We start from the raw sequence: 19817 nt of genomic DNA, 5'->3' as shown, positions 1-19817 counted from the left end.
GTATTGAAGTAATAGTGAGAAGATGAAATGAATAAGCCAAAATTTATTGAAGATGTCGAGTTTAAAGCCAGTATTAATACACAGAGTGGCAAAGAGTGGAACTGGATTAATCCCAAACATGGCAATTTTGAACATCCTGCCAATTACTATGAAAGCTCACTCGAAACTGGGCATGCGTTTCCAGGTTTAAATGCCGATCTTGAATGTGATGTGGTGGTGATTGGTGGTGGGCTACTTGGAGCATCGACAGCACTCCATCTGTCTGAACATGGCATAGATACCATTTTGGTAGAAAAAAATCGCATTGGTGGCGCTGCTTCAGGACGTAATGGTGGACAGCTCACACCAGGGCTAGCGCGTTGGGAAGCGTCAGAAATGATTGAGCATTTCAGCTATGCAGATGCGAAAAAACTCTGGCACTTTAGCTCTACTGAAGCGATGTCTTTAATCGATGACATTGCAGCAAAATACCAACTTGAGCTACAGCGTAAACGTGGACATATTACCGCAGCAGTGCATGAAGGGCACTTGGTTGGTTTAACTCAAGGGGCAGATGCACGTAAATTTTTAGGTGAAGACCACACCAAAATTGTCGGTGAGCATGAGCTGAAACAGCATATTGCTTCAGAGAATTATTGTGGTGGTCTAATTGACTCGCTGGGGGGACATATCCATCCACTCGCACTGAACCGTGGACTGGTTTATGGCTTCTGCCAAAACGGTGGAGAGGTGTTTGAACAAACTGAAGTGGTGTCAGTAGAAGAGCGTGAAGATGGGATTTATGTCACGACCATAAGTGGCGTAATAAAAGCGCGTAAGAGTGTGGTCATGGGCGTACATCATGCTTCGTTTAAACTGCTGCAAAAGAACAATCGAACCACAATTCCATTTTATACTTATGTATGTACCACCGCGCCTTTAGAAGTAAATTTAAAAGAGCTATTGCCAACCGATGCGCCTGTCTACGACACCCAGTTCCAGATTGATTATTACCGGGGTGTGTCTCAAAACCGAATTTTATTTGGTGGGGAAGGGACAGGTTCGTGTTGGAGTTCTGAAAAAACCCATCAGTATTTGTTAGGTCGAATTCAGCATGTATTCCCACAATTAAAACAGGTTGAGCTGGATTTTGTCTGGAGTGGAACCACGGATCTGACCATGAATGGTGCAGCCGACAGCCGTAAATTTGGCCATAAATTCCCGATTTATGCCGTGCAAGGCTGGAGTGGGCATGGTGTGGCGCAAACGGTGCGTATCGGTAAAGCGATTGCAGATGATTTCTGTGGCAAGGCAGATGATTTCAATATGCTGACCACTATTCAGCATCAGGATATGTTGTTTGGTCGCACACTTGCCCCTGTGGTGATTCCAATTGCCAAAACTGCCTATGGACTGGGAGCACTGGTAAATCCGGGCAAGATGGTGTCTTTCTAAAATTAAATACAAATATAAAAAAGTCCCCTTTCTTAAAAGGGGACTTTAGGGGAATTAAAAATAGGAAATTAAGTGATTTGTTCTTTTACTTTCCGCTTTAAAAACTTCGGTTTCCATTCACTGGCAATTACGCCCAGTACCACCATCAATCCGCCCAACAGTGCCAGTGCAGGTAGGCGTTCTCCTGCAAGTCGGCCAAAAAGTGCTGCCCATACCGGTTCACCGGCATAGATAATCGCTGCCTGTGATGCATCTACCCTACGTTGTGCCCAGTTCATGACCAGTTGAATCATCGCACTGGCAATGCCTAAACCGACTAAAATGCCTGCCAGATGCCAGTGAAATTCAGGTAGCTGAGATTCACCTAAAACAGGTGCAATCATAAAGCAGAACAAGGACGCAAAAATCAGTTGTAGCACTGTGACCCGGCGTACATTCACCTGCTCAGCAAAATAACTGATCAAAATAATCTCCAGGGCAATGGCAATGGAGCCAAGTAAAGTCAAAGTTTGTCCAAAACTGAGCTGAATTGCTGCAAAGCCATTACCAGTCAAAAACAGCAGCCCGATAAAGGCAAACAATGCCCCGATCCAGGTCATCACCTGTGGTTTTTGACCAAACAGCAGCCAGAGCAGGATTGGTACCAGTGGAACATACAAGGCGGTTAAAAAAGCAGACTCGCTGCTGCTAATCGTTTGCAATCCCACGGTTTGGGTGCCGTAACCGATGGCGATCATGAGCCCAATCACCGCGCCGGCAATAATCTCCTTGAGGGTCATACCTTTTAAAGATTTTAATGAGATCAGGGTCACGGCAATGGCGGCTGCAGCAAAACGCAGCCCAACAAACATAATCGGACTGCTAAAATTCAGCCCGTATTGTACAGTAATAAAACTGCCGCCCCAGATCAGGGTAATCAGAATTAAAGCAAGCTGCGGAAGTTTGGCTGCCAGAGCGGGAGAGCGAAAGCTGGAAATGAGGGTCGGCATGTCAGGAGATCGGAAAATAACAAATAAAAAAAGAGGTCCGAAGACCTCTTGTGCAGCAGGCTTAATTATAGCGCTTGTTGTTCATCTAACAATAACTGCGCTTCACGCAGGCTTAATGTACCTTCGTAAATGGCACGACCAGTAATAGCACCTAGAATGCCCGGCTGATCTTTCAGGTTACGGACGTCATCCATATTGGTTACGCCGCCTGAAGCAATCACAGGTAAACCTGAATATTGTGCCAGATTTACGGTTTGCTCAATATTCACACCCTGCATCATGCCATCACGGGCAATATCAGTATAGACAATGCTGGATACGCCCGCATCGGCAAAACGCTTGGCCAGATCTGTCGCTTTGACATCCGTCACATTGGCCCAGCCATCGGTTGCCACCATGCCATTCATGGCATCAATGCCGACAATGATATGACCCGCGAATTTTTTGCATGCTTCTTCCACAAATTCAGGATCCTGAACTGCTTTGGTACCAATAATCACAAAAGATACGCCTGCTTGCAGATAATGCTCGATGGTTTCCATCGAACGGATACCGCCACCAATCTGGATCGGTAAATCTGGCTGCGCTCTGGCAATGGCTTCAACCACTGGCTTATGGATAGGCGTACCTGCGAAAGCACCGTTTAAATCCACTAAATGCAAGCGGCGAGCGCCTTCATTTACCCAATGCTGTGCTGTTGCGACCGGATCGTCAGAAAATACGGTATCGTCTTCCATACGACCTTGTTTTAAACGGACACATTTGCCATCTTTCAGGTCAATTGCAGGGATGATCAGCATGCTTTCGCTCCTTGCTTAATCTTTAGAATGAATTTGAGTGAGTTCATCTTAGCAAATAAAGTCGAAATTTCTAACTCTTAAACAGTATCAATAAAGAAAACCTGTCCGAAGACAGGTCGCAGTCAGGTAATTTATTTTTATCCTTTTAATGATTCAGCGACTGCGCATACGATCTGCTTTATTTTCACTGTCACACTGATTAGACATAGCTATAAGTTTGAGACAGATGGTCTAGTGAATTGACTTGGCCCAGCTGCGCTCCCAACTCATAAAGTCCCTGATTGACTGTACTGACAGTTTCACCCACTAAACCGACCACCGTACCTGCAACTGGCAGGCTGGTCGCGACGTCCGTGACCGGAACCAGGTCATTGAGCAGGGCATCCAGTGTGCCCGATACATCCTGAATTACGCCGCCGACACTGGCGACCGGATTTTCTAGGGTATTGTTAATCAGCTCGAGTGGATTGATTGCTGCCACATATTGTCCGGTTTCATCAACCAGACCACTTAGATTGCTGCCAGTCTGCCCAACCGCGGTCACCACATCACCCAGGATCGGTAAGTTAGCCAATGGAGCAGTCAATGAAGCCGTAGCGGCAAGCACACTGTCCAGAATGTCAGATACACCCCCTAGACCCTGACCCAGCAGATCAGTCGTACCATTCAAGGCAGTATTAACACCGCCTGCTAAGTCTCCTACAATCCACTGGTCCGAGATGGCATGTACACCTGCGCTGACGCCACTGACCAGACCAGTGCTGACATTCAGGATGGTCGATAGCAGATCTCCGGCAACGGGCAGTGCACCGAGCTGAGCGCTAAGAGGCGCAGTCAGATCCGATACGGTTGATACCACTTCATCTACCACGGTGATCACCGTTTTAGTCAGCACACCCAGTGCTGTCGTAATCCCTTGCAGTGCCAGACTCAGCACGCCACTGATTTTTTCACTCAATAAACTGAACATGTGTATTAACCCTCGAGAACATGTACATCCTGATCGGATGATGAATAAGATGGCTCATGTTTTAGCAAATTTTTTAATAAAAAACAGAGCGGAGAAACTGCAAATAGATCATGAAAAATAAAGAAATTATAAAAAGTTGAATATATTCAAATTGCTAAGTTTGAAAATTGTTATTGTTTTAAAATGTAAATAAAATCAGTAAATTAATTTGAATTTTATGGTGCTTTTTGAAGTTTTATGCTTCAAGATTGGGCATGATTCTATCTGAAGTTAAGTTCCAAGTTAAAGAGACGCTGAAAGTTGCTAAATTCACTTGGGATGGGCATTTAAGCAGTCTTAATATTGCCAACTTTTGGGGCAGAATCTTATTTACACAAAGTTACATTGTTGCAGTGTGCTGAAGACATTAAAGCCTTGATGAAGGGCGTAGACGTAATTTCAGTGATGTATTCGGAATCTCTTTGGGGAGTAGATTTCGGCGCAGCAATTCTTCAAATACCAACACTGGCGCATAGGCATCTGCAGCTGCATAGTCAATCTGGGCTGCACTTAAGTTTTTACTGGCCCAATTGGAAGTGCTAATCCGTTTCGATTTAGGGAAATTTAGTCCAAATAACAGGGCGATGGCATTTTTCAGTCCGACCGGATTTTTTAGCCCCAAATAACCGAAGCATTTCGACAGCTCAATCACGCTATTCAGTTCTATGCCTCGTTTACGAAACAAATGCGCATCATTTTTCAGGCCAAAACCAACCTTGATCTGATCACGATTGGCAAAAATTGGTACAAGAAAAGCCCAGATGGCCGGGTTCATTTGAAATAAATAGGCTTTGTTTAGAGTGGCCAGCTGAATCAGATGTGGCCCGGTAGAGATTTCACCGACTTTAAAGGTCGGTTTAGATTCAGAATCAAAGCCAAATAATGCGCAGCTTTTCAGCTCCTGTTCAACAGCCAGACATTGTTCCAGACTATGAATAAGTTGAATCTGCGGCATGGGAAGATTTTGAAATACAGGAAAGGCCTGAATCTGTTCTTTGCTCGGCAGTATTGTCGGCTGGAGCGCTTCCATAATTATCAATAGTTCACTGGGCTTGGGCACTCAGCTTAATTACTTTTCTACGTTTAAGCAAAAATAAAGCCTAGATTGACCAGCGGAATGAGGATCAGGAGCCACAAGGTCATCAGCATGTTCCAGCCAGATAAGACAGGCGGTCAAAACATCCATTTGTGTTTAAGGCTGATTCACGAGTGTGAGAGTATTGATACATTATTTTATTCCCATATGCTTTAATTATTATTTAAATATAAGGGCTTGCCTAAGCAGCATAACAATTCTTTTGACTAAAAAATAGTCATTATTCTGGTGGTGGATTAATCTGAACGAATAAAAAAGCCCGCAATCTGCGAGCTTTTTAAGTGAAAGGAAAGTCAGATTTTCCAGTCCACAAAGTTTTTCAGTAATTGCAAACCTGCGGTATGGCTCTTTTCCGGATGGAACTGGGTCGCGAACAGGTTTTCTTGATGAATCGCGGTACAGAACTCGATGCCATAGGTACAGCTGGCAGCCACCAGATCTGAATCTTGTGGCTCGACATAGTAGCTATGTACAAAGTAGAACCGCGCATCCTGTTCAATATTGTTCCACATCGGATGGTCTGGATTGGCCTGATGTACTTGATTCCAGCCCATATGTGGCACTTTTAGACCGGCCATTTCCGGGAAATGCTTGACCGCACCTTTGAAAATACCCAGCGCATTTGTGCCACCATTCTCTTCAGAATGCTGCATCAAGGCCTGCATCCCGACACAGATTGCCAGTACCGGTTTGTTAAACACTGCATTGCGTACCACTTCATCGATACCTGCTTCATGCATACCTTGCATACAGTCACGCATGGCGCCTACACCCGGAAAGACAATTTTGTCTGCTTGAGCAATCAGTTTAGGATCATTGGTCACATCAACCGTGGCGCCGACATGTTCGAGTGCTTTTGCCGCAGAGTGCAAATTTCCCATGCCATAATCAAGAAGGGCAATACGGGTCATTACAGCGTTCCTTTGGTTGAAGCGACCGTGTTCGCAGCACGCGGATCCACTTCACAGGCCATACGCAGCGCACGCGCAAAAGCTTTAAATACGCTTTCGATCTGGTGATGGCTGTTTTTGCCTTTCAGGTTGTCGATATGCACGGTCATCAATGAATGATTGACAAAGCCCTGGAAGAATTCAGAGAATAAATCCACATCAAAACGGCCGATCATGGCACGGGTAAATGGAATATCCATAAACAGGCCTGGACGACCAGACAGATCCACCACAACACGGCTTAAAGATTCATCGAGTGGTGCATAAAAGTGACCGTAGCGTTTCAGGCCTTTTTTATCGCCCAGCGCTTGTGCAAAAGCCTGACCCAAGGTAATACCACAGTCTTCTACGGTATGATGGTCATCAATTTCCAGATCGCCTTCACAATGAATATCAATATCAAACAAACCATGACGCTTGATTTGATCAATCATATGGTCTAAAAATGGAATACCCGTGTTTAAGGTGCCTTGACCAGTACCGTCGAGATTCAAACGAACTCGAATTTTGGTTTCGTTGGTATTTCTTACCACTTCACTGATACGATCTGTCATAGACACGTTCCTCAAATACGTCAAAATGATTGATGTAGAAAATATTTTCGCCGTGACGACGTCACCGCATATTAGATTGCTCAGGAGGGTTTATCAATGCCTATTACCGTACATGCTTATACTTCTTTAGAAAATGATGAAGTGCGCAGCCAGCTTGAGCGACTGTATGACACTAGCCCTGAATTTAGCGATGGGGCAGATGCCATGGAACAACTAGAGCAAAACCTTACACAGTATACCTCAGTTTATAGTGCAGAATTTAATACCAAGATTATCGGGGCAATCTGGTGCACCGGACAGGGAGAAAGCCGGATTCTGGAAAATATCGTGGTGCATCCGGCCAACCGCGGGCGTGGCGTTGCAGAAAGGCTGGTCAGTGAAGTCTGCCGCATGGAAGAAGAAAAAGGGGTCAAGAATTTTGTGCCGGGGTGTGGTGCCATCCATCGTTGTCTGGCCAATCTGGAAAAAATCTAAAAATAGATCAAGCAGTCGCAGCCTTCGGGCTGCTTTTTTGTAAATAAGACCGCAGATTTGTTTTATTAGTGAAGTCTTTGGTAAAAACTGTTTAATTTATGACTCAAATTGATGCGATTTGATGGAAAAGTAAACATTTGATGAAAATTATTCTCTGCGCTCTTGACGATTTAAAGCTGAAACTGTTTAATACGCGACATCGGCGTGATAGCTCAGTAGGTAGAGCAACGGATTGAAAATCCGTGTGTCCCCAGTTCGATCCTGGGTCTCGCCACCATATTTTAAAACATTTTAAAGTTTTCAATCCCTGATCCCATCAGGGATTTTTTTTAGACCAAAATTCAGTCATTCAATTATTTTTTTTATAATTTTGATTGACTAATGCAGCCAGATACGGCTTAATACACCGCATCGGCGTGATAGCTCAGTAGGTAGAGCAACGGATTGAAAATCCGTGTGTCCCCAGTTCGATCCTGGGTCTCGCCACCATATTCAAAAAATCCTCAAACCATGTTTGGGGATTTTTTTTGTCTGTAATGTTTGCCTAAAACAAAATCAGATCAGAATTAAATCTATATTTTCTTATTGTTCCTGCCGTATTTTTTTCTATTTTTTATCCTGTTTATTCATTATTGACCGTTTATCAAACTTAACAATAGGCGCTTGTATTACTTGTAAGCTTTCAATCTGAAGCTTTCCTATTGTCCAAATGAGGGCTAAATCATGAATCTCCTAAAGCCGAGCATACTGGGCCTGATCACGGCCTGTGCTGCCTTTACACTGCCGATATCCAGCCATGCTGCACCTGCCACTGTGTCTGATCCGGTGGTATTGCCGACACTCACTGTCATGGCCGAACCGGAACTGCGCGCCGTGACTGAAAAAATGATGCCTTATCAGGAACAGAACAGCCAACTTAAGGCCCTACAAATGCGTCTGATGAAAATCGAACGTGATATTCAGGCCTATAGCGTAGATGGCGACATTGCTGCGAATATTGATGTAATGCGGTCGCCGGTCGCCCCTGATCTGGATAGTCTGCCTGTGGTATTTCGTGAATATGTACTGGCAATAGCACAGGGCTTACAGTCTTCAGACCCAAGAAATGGTGTGTATGTCTTGCTGCAACCCTTTGGTATTAACCGGGATGCCACCAACGTGCAAATCGTACGTGAACAATTTGACCCAAATCGACTCAGCCTGAGCTTGCCATTTGATTCCAGATAATCGTTGTTGACAGCCTGAAGGCTTGGGTCTGCAGGATCAGCCAGCAGAAGATTTTGGATTAAATTACTTTCCGGGCACGATGATTCTTGCCTGAGCATGCCATATGAGCGGTCAAACCAAATCTCTTGAATTGGGTCTAAAAAATAAGCATAGTGTGTATTATCAATAAGATCTGACCGACAGAGCTGGAGCGTGTACATGCCGCGTGTTTTTATGATATTAGCCGCTGTTACGCTGGCAATTTTTATTGGACTGTTTTATCAAAATTCTGTCCAGCAAAAACATCAGGCCGAGTTGCTCGAGTATGAAACCGTGCTGGAAGAAAAAACCCAGAGCATTGTAAGGCAAGCACAGGACTGGTCTAAACCGATTCAGCTTGAGCTTGAGGATGATCGTCTGGATGGGGACTATGCCATCATGGCCGAATTTATGCTGGGTCAACTACGGGACAGTGCCGAGGAGCGCAATCAGTATCTACGCGACCTGAAAGCGGCCAACTGGCAGAATTTTCTGGATATTGACCGTCTGGCCAAGGATCAGGCACAAGACTATAAAGAAACCGAAGCCATGCTCAAGCAAGTGCATCAAATTGTGAACAGCTATCAGCAGCAAATTCAGCAGCGTGATGCCGAGCTGATCAATAAGGCACAGCAACTGGATATTAAAAACCGTTATCGCCAGCAGCTGATCGCGAACCTGCAAGCCGATCAACAGCAAAGTAATGCTCATGCGATCTTTGAGATTGAGAAACAAAGTCTGGCCAAGGCAGATGCCTTATTTGCCGTATTGAAAAAGCATAAATGGCAAAAGAAAAATAAAACTTTCATGTTTTATGAAGATAAAGCAGTGAAAGAGTTTAATGCGCTGTATAAAGAAATATTAAATCTGAATAAACAGATGCAACAGATTGCGACAGCAAACCAGAAAGCGGTTGAAAACAAGTTATAACCCTGTAGGCGATTACAGGATTGCCACATGACTGTCATCTGCTGTTCAAACTCAGTGCTTAAATTGAATGTGTCGCACAGATCACGACATAACATTTAAGCAGGTGAGTCATGCAAACAATTCAGGTTTTTGCTGATATTCAGCAGGTGTACGGTGAGTTTGTCGCAAATAAAATATGTCCAAAACTACAAAGTCTGAATAATGAGGGCAGGAGCCGATTTTTCTTGAATCAATATTTCAAGCTGATCGAGGACTGGCACTATACCGAACAGATTGTGATTCAGTTTAATCAGCAGTATTTCAGTCTGGATCTGGAAGGCGCGCCGGATTTTATGGATCAGGAAAATTATATGCGCTGGCTACAATCAGAACTACTGCATTAATCCAGTCACCCTATTCATTCTCTGGCTAAACTCAAGCTGTCGATCGAGGCCGCTTTTTTATTTTTCCAGATTTGGTCTGCATCTTGCTGCTGTATTGGCACAGCGTAAATAAGCGCTGATTCCAATTCCGGCCTGAACCAGCTATGCTGAAATGAATAAAACCGTCGCTATAAGCATGACAGGCGGCGCATGCATGAGATGGAGGGCGATATTGATGCAAGAACTGATTTGTTATAAGCAACTTCCGGTCTGGACAGAAAAGAGTATTCCTCAGGGCTTCAAGAATCAGCACAATACCAAAGCAGGGACTTGGGCCAAACTGACGCTACTTAAAGGCGAGCTGCGTTTTGCCATGCTGGAAGCATCCGGTGTGGTGCAATCTGAACATGTATTTACACCAGAACAGCAACCGCCATTTATTGAACCTGAGGCTTGGCACAAGATTGTTTCTGCCAGCGAGGATGTCGAATGCCAGCTGCGTTTTTATTGCCGGCCTGAAGATTACTTCATCAAAAAATATCAGTTGAATCCTACCCATTCTGAAGTACTGGCTGCCATGCCCTATTTAAAGGGTGGCCGTGCGCTGGATGTCGGTTGCGGTACAGGACGTAATGCGCTGTATTTAAGTCAGAATGGTTTTAATGTCGATGCTTGGGATGTCAATGAAAACAGTTTGCAGACCTTAAGACAGATTGTGCAGACGGAGCACATTGACCACTTGCAGATCCAGCGCCGTGATCTCAACACAGATACCAGTATTACAGGCCAGTATGACTTCATTTGCTGCACCGTGGTGATGATGTTCCTCGAGGCCAAAACCATTGCACCCTTGATTGCGCAGATGCAGCAGGCCACCGTGCCGGGTGGTTATAACCTGATTGTCTGTGCGATGGATACGCCAGAGATTCCGGTACAGCCCGATTTTCCATTTAGCTTTAAGCCGGGCGAGTTACGGGCTTATTATGAGGACTGGAAGATTGTGAAATACAATGAAAATATTGGTGAGCTGCATCGGGTGGATGCACAAGGCCAACGGATTAAACAGCATTTTGCGACCATGTTAGCGCAAAAGGTCGAATAAGTGCTTTAAGCTGCTGTTAAACTCTTGAATTAAAATGAGAGTGTTCAAAACAAAAAAAGATGTCGTAATGACATCTTTTTTATGCTTTTAAAAAGCTTAAGCCGCTTTTTTAAACCAAGAGAACCAGCCTTTTTTCTCAGCTTTTACTTCTGCTTGAGCAGCTTCGGCTTTCTCAGTAGTCGCGTCTTTTACTTCAGCAGCAGTTTCAACAGTTGCGTCTTTTGCTTCTGCTACTTCTGTTTTTGCAGCTTCAACTTGTTGTTCTGCGGTTGCTTGTGCAGTTTCTACTTGAGCAGTTGTTTCAGCTTTTACTGTTTCAACTTTCGCTTCAGTTACTTGTTTTACATCTGTAGCAGTGGCTTGAGCAGCTTCAACTTTTGCTTGCACAGGCGCAACCGCTTCTGTAGCAACAGTTTGAACTGTAGTGGTTGTAGCAGCAGGTGCTACTTGAGCTTCAGTTGCCATTGCAGATGCAGAAGTTGCTACGATTGCAGTCGCAAGCATTGTTTTAAGCATGTTCATATAAACCCCTTAAGGAAGTAGGAAAAAAGAGGCTTGATCATACACAGATAAAATTTAAGCGATTCATAATTAAGATTTTAATGGTGGAAAAATAAACCAATTTTACAAAGGGATAACATTCTAGTTTAAATAAAAAAGCTCCGAAGAGCTTTAACTAATGACATAAAGCTTTGGTCGAGGTTTAGATTCTTCATATTTAATTAAAGAATCAAATGTTAGTTCATTAAAGTCTTTTTCAGATATACGAATTTCATCGAGCATTTTCTGCTTACTAAATTTTGGATCTGAAGCTAATGTTAAAATTAATTTAGGAAGCATTACGCTTTCATCACGGTGAGTTTCGTTAGGCTCATTAATGTGATAACCTAAGGTACTAATTTTCATAGAGTTACTTCGATAAAACCAATCTGTTATACGTTGCAATTTATGCGATTTATAATTTATAGCCTTTAAACATGTTCGCCATACTTTCTTATAGTCGATCATATTTTCAATCGTTAAATAAGAAGGAACTGTACTTAAAAAACCTTCAGTAGGCATTAAAAATTCTGAAGCAAACTTATCTGCTTCAGTTTCTAAAATGCGATTGTCTACTTCATTGCGGACATATTTATTATGTGTGTGCATAACGGTGTGGCCTAATTCATGCGCACAATCGAATCTTACCCGTTCGGCAGATTTTGTATCATTCAAAAAAATAAACGGTGAGCCTGATTCATCATCAAAAAAAGAAAGGGCATCAATTTCTTTTTTTTGTATAAAAAAACCCCGCACTAAGCGGGGTTTATTTTTATCTGAGTATTTAAGAATTAAACACGTTCGATAATTGTCGCAATACCTTGACCCAAACCAATACACATGGTCGCAAGACCAATTTGCGTATCTTGCTGTTCCATCACGTTAAGCAAAGACGTGGTAATACGCGCACCAGAACAACCGAGTGGGTGACCCAACGCAATCGCACCACCGTTATGGTTTACGATGTCCTGTTTGTCATAAATGCCTAAGCCTTTAAGAACAGACAGACCTTGTGCAGCAAAGGCTTCGTTCAATTCAAAAGTCTGAATATCAGAAATGGCAAGGCCAGCACGTTTCAAGGCTTTTTGCGTTGCCGGAACCGGGCCATAACCCATGATCGCAGCATCACAACCTGCAACTGCCATAGAGCGGATCACGGCACGTGGCTTAAGACCTAAGGCTTGTGCACGCTCATAAGACATGAGCAACATTGCAGAAGCACCATCAGACAAGGCTGAAGAGGTTGCCGCAGTCACTGTACCGCCTTTCGGATCGAACACTGGACGTAAAGCACGGAATGATTCGATGTTGGCATCCGGACGGATCACTTCATCGATATCACATAGAACTTTATAACCATCAGCGTTGTGACCTTCAATGCCCACAATCTCGTTCTGGAACAGACCATTTTCAGTCGCAGCCCAGGCACGACGATGTGATTCCACACCAAAGGCATCCTGTTCCTCACGGCTAATGCCATTCATACGACCCAGCATTTCAGCGGTTAAGCCCATCATGTTCGATGCTTTGGCATAATGCTTAGACGCTTCCGGGTTCAGGTCGATACCATGCATCATGCCCACATGGCCCATGTGCTCTACACCACCAATGATGAAGATATCACCCTGATTGGTGGCAATTTGCGCAGCCGCAGTATGAATCGCCTGCATAGACGAACCACACAAACGGTTCACGGTTTGACCTGCCACAGTTTTCGGCAAGTCTGCCAGTAATGCGATATTACGGGCAATGTTCATCCCTTGTTCCAGAGTCTGGTTGACACAGCCCCAGATCACGTCTTCAACTTCATTCGGGTCGAATTCGTTACGTACCATCAGGGCACGGACAAGTTCAGCAGACAGGCTGTCCGCACGTACATTGCGGAACATACCGTTTTTGGTTTTACCCATTGCTGAACGTACGCCATCGACGATGACAACGTCACGTGGATTTAAAGTAGCCATTCACGTTGCTCCTTAACCGTAGAATTTTTTGTTGTTAGCAGCCATTTCACGCAACATTTCTGGCGCTTCATAAGCTTTACCAAGGTGCGCATACTTATTGCAAAGCGCAACATACTCAGCTACACCGGTTTGATCGATGTAACGGCATGGACCACCACGGAATGGAGGGAAACCGACACCCATGATCATTGCCATATCTGCTTCAGAAGCAGTCGCGACAATGTTGTCTTCCAGGCAACGAACCGTTTCGTTACAGAAAGCCAGCATCATACGGTCAATGATTTCCTGAGCGTCAAATTCACGTTTTTCCACAGTTGCAACAGAGGCCACAAGCTCATATGCAGTTGGATCAACCACTTTGGCTTTTTTGCCTTTACGGTCAAGTTCATACTTGTAGAAACCCACGTCGTTCTTTTGACCCAGACGTTTGTTCTCATACATGGTTTGAATCGAACCTTTGAAGTCCGGTTTCATACGATCCGGGAAGCCTTCAGCCATCACTTCTGCACCATGCACGCCAGTATCAATACCGACAACGTCCATCAGGTAAGCAGGGCCCATCGGCCAGCCGAATTTTTCCATCACTTTATCGATTTGCTGGAAATCAGCACCATCTTTAAGCAATAGGTCAAATGCACCGAAGTAAGGGAACAATACGCGGTTGACCAGGAAGCCCGGGCAGTCATTCACCACGATTGGTGTTTTACCCATTTTCTGAGCAAGTACCACAGTCGTTGCAATGGCTTCGTCAGAGGTCTTCGCGCCACGGATCACTTCAACCAAAGGCATCATATGTACCGGGTTAAAGAAGTGCATCCCCACGAAGTTCTCAGGACGTTGCAGGCTTTCAGCCAGACGCGTGATCGAAATCGTAGACGTATTTGAAGCAATGATGGTGTTCTCACGTACTGATTTTTCAGTATCAGCAAGTACAGCAGCTTTGATTTTAGGGTTTTCAGTTACCGCTTCAATCACGATATCCACTTCTTTAAACTCTTCCAGGCTTAAAGTCGGACGGATACGTGCAAGCGTTTCACCCATTTTCGCTGGTGTCATTTTTTTGCGTTCAACCTGTTTGGTCAACAGTTTGTTCGCTTCAGACATACCCAATGCAAGCTGTGGATTACCAATATCTTTCATGATGATTGGTGTGCCTTTGCTCGCCGCCTGATAAGCAATACCACCACCCATGATCCCAGCGCCAAGTACCGCCGCCTGGTTCACCGGATGCGCACCTTTTTCATAGCGCTTCGAGGTTTTTTTCACGATCTGGTCGTTCAGGAACAAACCGATCAATGCACCTGCTTGTGGCGTAACTGCAGCTTTGGCAAAGCCTTCAGCTTCAACTTTTAACGCGTCATCACGATGCAAGCTTGCACCGGCCTGTAATGAATCAAGCAGTAATTTTGGCGCCGGATATTGAGTCGGATTGGCCTTGGCCAGAACCATGCCTTTCGATGAATTAAACGCCATCATCTGTTCGATCGGGCTGAGTTTAACCGGATCCAGTTTTTCCTGACGCTTGGTTCTCCAGTCTAAACGGCCATGAATCGCCTGTTTGACCAGATCAAGTGCAGCATCTTTAAGTTTTTCAGCAGCAACCACCGCATCTACAGCACCGTCTTTTAGTGCAGCAGCAGGCTTTTTCGGGTTGGCCATGGCCATCCATTCTACAGCATTGTCGATACCGATCAGACGGCTTAAACGCACTGTACCACCGAAGCCCGGGAAAATGCCCAGCTTGATTTCAGGCAGACCGACTTGCGCCTGTTCTGACATGACACGGTAGTCACACACCAGACACATTTCAAAACCACCACCCAGTGCCATACCATTAATGGCAGCCACTTTAGGAATGTCGAGATCTTCGAAGCTGTTGAAAATTTCATGTACCGGCATCGCCCAGTCAACAATTGCTTGTTCACCCTGAGCAAAGTTATCGCCGAATTCAGTGATATCGGCACCGACAATAAATGTAGATTTGCCTGAAGTGACAATCAGACCTTGAATATCGGCATGGGAGACGGCTTCAATAGCAGCCTTGAAATCTTCAATCGTTGCACGGTTGAATTTGTTAACAGACTCACCTTGTAAGTCAAAGCGGAATTCTGCAATCCCGTCCTCTAGCATTTGGACGGTAATGGCATTGCCAGCGTGGATCATGCCCTGATCTCCTTTATTTTGGAGGACTTCTAAGTTGATGTTGTGAAGCAAATGCGCATATCCCGCGCACTTTTAGACTTCGCTAATCTTACGATAACTATATCCAAAAAGAACATAACAAGTTGTATCAAGCCGTGACGCAAGGGTCATCAATTTTTGCCGAATCGATTCCATCTGCGCTGTATTTTTGTTGCCGTTTTTAACCACAGCCTGAACTAAAGATTCTGTTTCAATTCATTATTTTTTATCGATTAGCCTGATTGATATGGAGCAGGGTGGACAATATTCAAGGGCAGGCTTTGCTGCTATTTGGTCAATTCAGTCAATTATCGGCCTGTGGAACAAGGAAAATCAGGGCTGAATCTCGCTCAGTACATGGCGTGCAGGCATGTATAGATATTTTCGGATCAGCCGCAATAAAACTGCAGTTGATTGTTTTAGTCGAGGGTTTTCTGAGGATTTCAGCCCCAGCATGCCTATGTTGATGCTAGGCCTGAAATAACAGTGCTTCTGTTGAATATGACCTCTGTCATCTGGCACAGAATTGTTTATGATGATCAGGCACATAGATATGGGGATCTCGATGCAGGTATTTCGTTCCAAAAAAGACTGGTGGCTGGTCGCTTTTCTGATCTGTATGAGTGGCCTGTTACTGCAACTGCTGCTGACCATGCAGGCCAAAGGTACCCTGCAGCAATATCCACTGCACACCGCCATCTACATTCTGACCATTATTATTCTGTGGTGGCCGCTGTGGAGTACGCGCTATGTGCTGGAAAATGGAGTGCTGAGTATTAAAAGCCTGTGGTTGAGCTGGCAGATTCCGTTGAGCGCCATCCAGTCCATCCAGCCGACAGATCACTCTATCATTGCACCGGCCTTGTCCTTAAAGCGTCTGCGGATTGACTATAGGGAAGACGGCGTGCAGAAATTTGTATTGGTTTCACCTACAGATCCGACCGCTTTTAGACAGGCAATTCAAGCAAATAAAACGGATAGTGAGTCTGCATGATTTAAGCTTTTGCTTGCTCAGGCAGAACCACAAATTGTCCATCGACACAGTCCAGATGCAGACTGAACTGCTCGGGCTGGCTTAAAAAATACAGCGCCAGAACCGGTTCCAGTTCGGTACGCAGCTTGCGGCCCAAATGCCGGGCGCCGTAACGAATATCATAGCCCTGATAGAAATAGGCTTTGGCTGCATCCGATAAATGTACTTGTCGGTTTTGATGTTGCAGGCGTTTATTGAGTTTTTCCAGTTCAATTTCGACCAGACGTGGCAGGGCATCATGCTGTACCGCCTGATAATGCAGGCTGCGGTCAATCCGGTTTAGAAATTCAGGATCGAATTTACGCTGCATGACTTTTTCAATAATGCGCTGGGTGGGTACATGTTTCAGGCACAGTGCCTGTATTTGCTGTGGCAGGTAGCTGAGTTTTTCCAGATATTGCTGTGCCGCCTGTGCGCCGACATTACTGGTCATAAAGATCATGCAGTTACGGAAATCAATAGTTTTGGTTCCAGCTGTCAGGGTCAATCTGCCAGTATCCAGCACATTCATCAAACCACGAATCACCTCGTTACTGGCTTTTTCCAGCTCATCAAACAGCATGATGCCGGGACGGGTATGACTGCCGGCAATCGCCGTTTCATCAAACAGACTGTGACCTTCTTTAGAACCGACATAACCTGGCGGCGCACCGGTGAGTGCCGCGGCATAATGTTCCTGTGCCAGAGTGTTCATGTCAATCCGGCAGAAAGCATCCGGACGACCATAAATCGCTTCGGCAATCAGACGCACAGTTTCAGTTTTACCCACGCCGGTTGGGCCGAGCATCAAGGTGACCGAGAGTGGACGCTCCGGACTGGAGAAATCGGCCTTGACCACATGCAGCATTTTTTCAATTTCATTCAGTGCGGCATCCTGTCCAATCATCCGTTCACGCAGCAATTGCATCACGTGATTCGGCTCGAAATGAAAACGCGGTTTGCCAATCCGGCGATCACGCTCAGAGGGGTGATGGGTGGAGCTGGATGGTTGAACAATATGGATGCCCGATTGCTGCATGGTCATGCGAATCATCTCAAAACTAGACCCTTCGAGCATAGCAAAGTTAAAGGTTGAAATTTAGAGCTTTTAGCAATCAGATCATGCGCAGAAAGCTATAGATTGCAAAGATGGCTGAGCTATAGTTTTAAATTGGGTGTCAAGTTGAGGGGAATTTTGTGTTTTCGCTTGAAAATAACCGAATAATCATCACATATATCTGCAGATTGCATGTAAAAAATAGGCTTTAGGTGAACGAAAACGCACGTCCTCATATCGAGAAAATTCTGGCCAATATGACCAGCCTGCCCGGGGTCTACCGGATGTATGGCAAAGACGGCGAACTGTTGTATGTGGGGAAAGCCAAAAATCTAAAAAACCGGGTCTCCAGCTATTTTGTCAAAACGCTGGATCATCCCAAAACCCAGGCCTTGGTGGCGCGGATTTATGATATTCAGACCTTGGTGGTGCGCTCTGAAACCGAAGCCTTGTTGCTGGAACAGAACCTGATCAAGCTGCATCATCCGCCGTATAACATCATGCTGCGCGATGATAAATCTTATGTCTATATCTTTGTTTCCGCAGATAAACCTTATCCACGACTGGCCAGTGGGCGCGGCAAGGGCAAGCATCAGGTCGGCAAGTTTTTTGGGCCTTATCCGAGTGCCTATACCGCCCGGGATACCTTGGTGGTGCTGCAAAAACTGTTTAATGTGCGTTCCTGTGAAAACAGCTTTTTTGCCAACCGAACCCGTCCTTGTCTGCAATACCAGATCAAGCGCTGTTCTGCGCCCTGTGTCGGATTTATCTCTCCGGAAGACTACAAAGCAGATGTGGATAACTCGATTCGCTTTTTGCAGGGCGATACCAAGGAGCTGAATCAGGAACTGATCGCAAAAATGGAAGCGGCAGCCGAAGCGCTGGAATTTGAAAAAGCCGTGTTCTATCGCGATCGGATGGCACTGTTAAGAGATGTGCAGTCACAGCAGGCGATTTATAAGCTCAAAGGCGAAGCCGATATCCTGTCGATTGCTTATCAGGCCGGGGTGACCTGTGTGCAGATCATGCATGTGCGCAACGGTAAAATGCTCGGCGGAAAGAGCTATTTCCCGGATATGCTCAGTGATGATCTGGGGCAGATGCTTGCCGATTTTATTGCCAATTTCTATTTTCAGGTGGCGGATGAAATTCCGGCCGAGCTGATTGTCAATGTCGAAGTGGCCGATCGCAAGGAACTGGAAGCTGCCTTGTCGCAGCATTTTGACAAGAAAATCCAGATCAAGTCCAAGGTACGAGAAACCCGCGCGGAATGGCTGGAACTGGCACAAATGAATGTACAGCATGCGATTCAGGGCAAGCTGGCCAATCATTTTGAGCTGAATGACCGTTTCCATCAGCTGGAACAGGTGGTCGGCCGCCCGGTGGACCGGATCGAATGTTTTGATATTTCGCATACCATGGGTGAAGACACTATCGCGTCTTGTGTGGTATTTGATAGTGGTGGGGTACGTAAACGTGATTATCGTCAGTTTTCCATCCATGACATTCAGGCGGGCGATGACTATGCCGCCATGCGTCAGGCTTTGACCCGTCGTTATAAAAAAGCCATGCTGCCAGATTTACTCCTGATTGATGGTGGGAAAGGGCAACTGCATATGGCGATGGAAGTGATGCAGGAACTAGGGCTGGAGGCCTTTATGGTCGGTGTGTCCAAAGGCGAGGGGCGTAAACCCGGTCTGGAAACCCTGCACTTTACCGATGGTCGCAAGATTCAGTTGCCAGAAGATCATAAGGCACTCCATTTGATTCAGCAGGTGCGGGATGAAGCGCATCGCTTTGCGATTACCAAGCACCGCGCCAAACGCGATAAAAAACGCGGTTCATCGGTACTAGAAGTCATTCCGGGCCTTGGGCCAAAACGCCGTCGTGACCTGTTGACCCATTTTGGCGGGATTCAGGGGGTACTGAAAGCCTCAGAAAGAGATCTGCAACTGGTGCCGGGATTGGGTTCAGTCATGGCACGGATGATCTATAAAGTGCTGCATGAATAATTATCAAGCCCAATGCAAGGGCAAAAGAGCACATTGACGCACGGGTCATTGATCATTCACAGCAGAGCAAGCTTGACTCAATATACTGAGGATCAAGACTCACTGA

The 19817-nt window shown here is 45.4% G+C and carries 18 protein-coding genes, 2 tRNA genes and 1 pseudogene; 10 read left to right on the top strand and 11 right to left on the bottom strand.

Translation table 11 applies throughout. From position 1 onward, the window contains the following. The first annotated feature begins 27 nt into the window (after positions 1-27). Entirely contained in the window at positions 28-1434 is a 1407-nt protein-coding gene (locus CWI32_RS01870) for an NAD(P)/FAD-dependent oxidoreductase (RefSeq protein ID WP_100534505.1), read from the top strand. 68 nt (positions 1435-1502) lie between these two features. On the opposite strand, the gene CWI32_RS01865 is transcribed toward CWI32_RS01870, so the two are convergent. From CWI32_RS01865 to hisB, 6 genes are all read right to left on the bottom strand, one after another. After that, complete coding sequence (locus tag CWI32_RS01865) at positions 1503-2423, bottom strand: DMT family transporter (protein ID WP_100534504.1); 921 nt, start codon at positions 2421-2423, stop codon at positions 1503-1505. 65 nt (positions 2424-2488) lie between these two features. Further along, positions 2489-3223: a 1-(5-phosphoribosyl)-5-[(5-phosphoribosylamino)methylideneamino]imidazole-4-carboxamide isomerase gene (gene hisA, locus CWI32_RS01860; protein ID WP_074383906.1), complete on the bottom strand. Its 735-nt coding sequence runs from the start codon at positions 3221-3223 to the stop codon at positions 2489-2491. A 199-nt stretch (positions 3224-3422) separates the two neighbouring features. Then, a complete protein-coding gene (locus CWI32_RS01855) occupies positions 3423-4193 on the bottom strand; it encodes a hypothetical protein (protein ID WP_100534503.1) in 771 nt (256 codons plus the stop codon). Between the two features lie 406 nt (positions 4194-4599). Further along, positions 4600-5262, bottom strand: coding sequence for a 3'-5' exonuclease (locus tag CWI32_RS01850; RefSeq protein ID WP_100534502.1), 663 nt, complete (start codon positions 5260-5262; stop codon positions 4600-4602). A 359-nt stretch (positions 5263-5621) separates the two neighbouring features. Continuing rightward, positions 5622-6239, bottom strand: coding sequence for an imidazole glycerol phosphate synthase subunit HisH (hisH, locus tag CWI32_RS01845; protein ID WP_100534501.1), 618 nt, complete (start codon positions 6237-6239; stop codon positions 5622-5624). After that, entirely contained in the window at positions 6239-6832 is a 594-nt protein-coding gene (hisB, locus tag CWI32_RS01840) for an imidazoleglycerol-phosphate dehydratase HisB (RefSeq protein WP_005095198.1), read from the bottom strand. The genes hisH and hisB overlap by 1 nt, the downstream gene beginning before the upstream one ends. A gap of 96 nt (positions 6833-6928) precedes the next feature. Between hisB and CWI32_RS01835 the strand changes: the two genes are divergently transcribed. The 7 genes from CWI32_RS01835 to tehB all read left to right on the top strand — a co-directional run bounded on the left by CWI32_RS01835 (position 6929) and on the right by tehB (position 10945). Next, a complete protein-coding gene (locus tag CWI32_RS01835) occupies positions 6929-7306 on the top strand; it encodes a GNAT family N-acetyltransferase (RefSeq protein ID WP_005095200.1) in 378 nt (125 codons plus the stop codon). Between the two features lie 201 nt (positions 7307-7507). Further along, positions 7508-7583 (top strand) — tRNA-Phe (locus CWI32_RS01830). Positions 7584-7719: 136 nt separating this feature from the next. Continuing rightward, positions 7720-7795 (top strand) — tRNA-Phe (locus CWI32_RS01825). Positions 7796-8029: 234 nt separating this feature from the next. Then, positions 8030-8533, top strand: coding sequence for a hypothetical protein (locus tag CWI32_RS01820; RefSeq protein ID WP_100534500.1), 504 nt, complete (start codon positions 8030-8032; stop codon positions 8531-8533). 198 nt (positions 8534-8731) lie between these two features. Then, positions 8732-9481 carry a hypothetical protein gene (locus CWI32_RS01815; protein ID WP_100534499.1) on the top strand — a complete coding sequence of 250 codons (750 nt, stop codon included), beginning with the start codon at positions 8732-8734 and terminating at the stop codon, positions 9479-9481. 110 nt (positions 9482-9591) lie between these two features. Beyond that, the gene (locus tag CWI32_RS01810) at positions 9592-9864 is read left to right on the top strand and encodes a hypothetical protein (protein ID WP_005095207.1); all 273 of its coding nucleotides are present in this window, start codon (positions 9592-9594) and stop codon (positions 9862-9864) included. 214 nt (positions 9865-10078) lie between these two features. After that, a complete protein-coding gene (gene tehB, locus CWI32_RS01805) occupies positions 10079-10945 on the top strand; it encodes an SAM-dependent methyltransferase TehB (RefSeq protein WP_100534498.1) in 867 nt (288 codons plus the stop codon). A 96-nt stretch (positions 10946-11041) separates the two neighbouring features. Here tehB and CWI32_RS01800 read toward each other — a convergent pair whose 3' ends face one another. The 4 genes and pseudogenes from CWI32_RS01800 to fadB form a co-directional block, all read right to left on the bottom strand. Then, the gene (locus tag CWI32_RS01800; RefSeq protein WP_005095211.1) at positions 11042-11467 is read right to left on the bottom strand and encodes a hypothetical protein; all 426 of its coding nucleotides are present in this window, start codon (positions 11465-11467) and stop codon (positions 11042-11044) included. A gap of 150 nt (positions 11468-11617) precedes the next feature. Beyond that, positions 11618-12217: pseudogene (locus CWI32_RS01795) on the bottom strand (ImmA/IrrE family metallo-endopeptidase); the annotation flags it as partial. Positions 12218-12276: 59 nt separating this feature from the next. Further along, entirely contained in the window at positions 12277-13449 is a 1173-nt protein-coding gene (gene fadA / locus CWI32_RS01790) for an acetyl-CoA C-acyltransferase FadA (RefSeq protein ID WP_005095215.1), read from the bottom strand. A gap of 12 nt (positions 13450-13461) precedes the next feature. Next, positions 13462-15612 carry a fatty acid oxidation complex subunit alpha FadB gene (gene fadB, locus CWI32_RS01785; protein WP_100329467.1) on the bottom strand — a complete coding sequence of 717 codons (2151 nt, stop codon included), beginning with the start codon at positions 15610-15612 and terminating at the stop codon, positions 13462-13464. A gap of 583 nt (positions 15613-16195) precedes the next feature. On the opposite strand from fadB, the gene CWI32_RS01780 reads away from it, so the two are divergent. Then, a complete protein-coding gene (locus tag CWI32_RS01780) occupies positions 16196-16624 on the top strand; it encodes a PH domain-containing protein (RefSeq protein ID WP_100534748.1) in 429 nt (142 codons plus the stop codon). A 1-nt stretch (position 16625) separates the two neighbouring features. Here the strand turns inward: CWI32_RS01780 and CWI32_RS01775 are convergent, their stop codons facing one another. After that, positions 16626-17687: an AAA family ATPase gene (locus CWI32_RS01775; protein ID WP_100534497.1), complete on the bottom strand. Its 1062-nt coding sequence runs from the start codon at positions 17685-17687 to the stop codon at positions 16626-16628. A gap of 224 nt (positions 17688-17911) precedes the next feature. Between CWI32_RS01775 and uvrC the strand changes: the two genes are divergently transcribed. Then, the gene (gene uvrC, locus CWI32_RS01770) at positions 17912-19711 is read left to right on the top strand and encodes an excinuclease ABC subunit UvrC (protein WP_005173083.1); all 1800 of its coding nucleotides are present in this window, start codon (positions 17912-17914) and stop codon (positions 19709-19711) included. The last annotated feature ends 106 nt before the right edge of the window (positions 19712-19817 follow it).

This window comes from Acinetobacter pseudolwoffii (assembly GCF_002803605.1).
GTDB classification, from domain to species: Bacteria; Pseudomonadota; Gammaproteobacteria; order Pseudomonadales; family Moraxellaceae; genus Acinetobacter; species Acinetobacter pseudolwoffii.
Note: the sequence above shows the minus strand (reverse complement) of the source record. Positions and strands in the feature narration are given on the sequence as shown.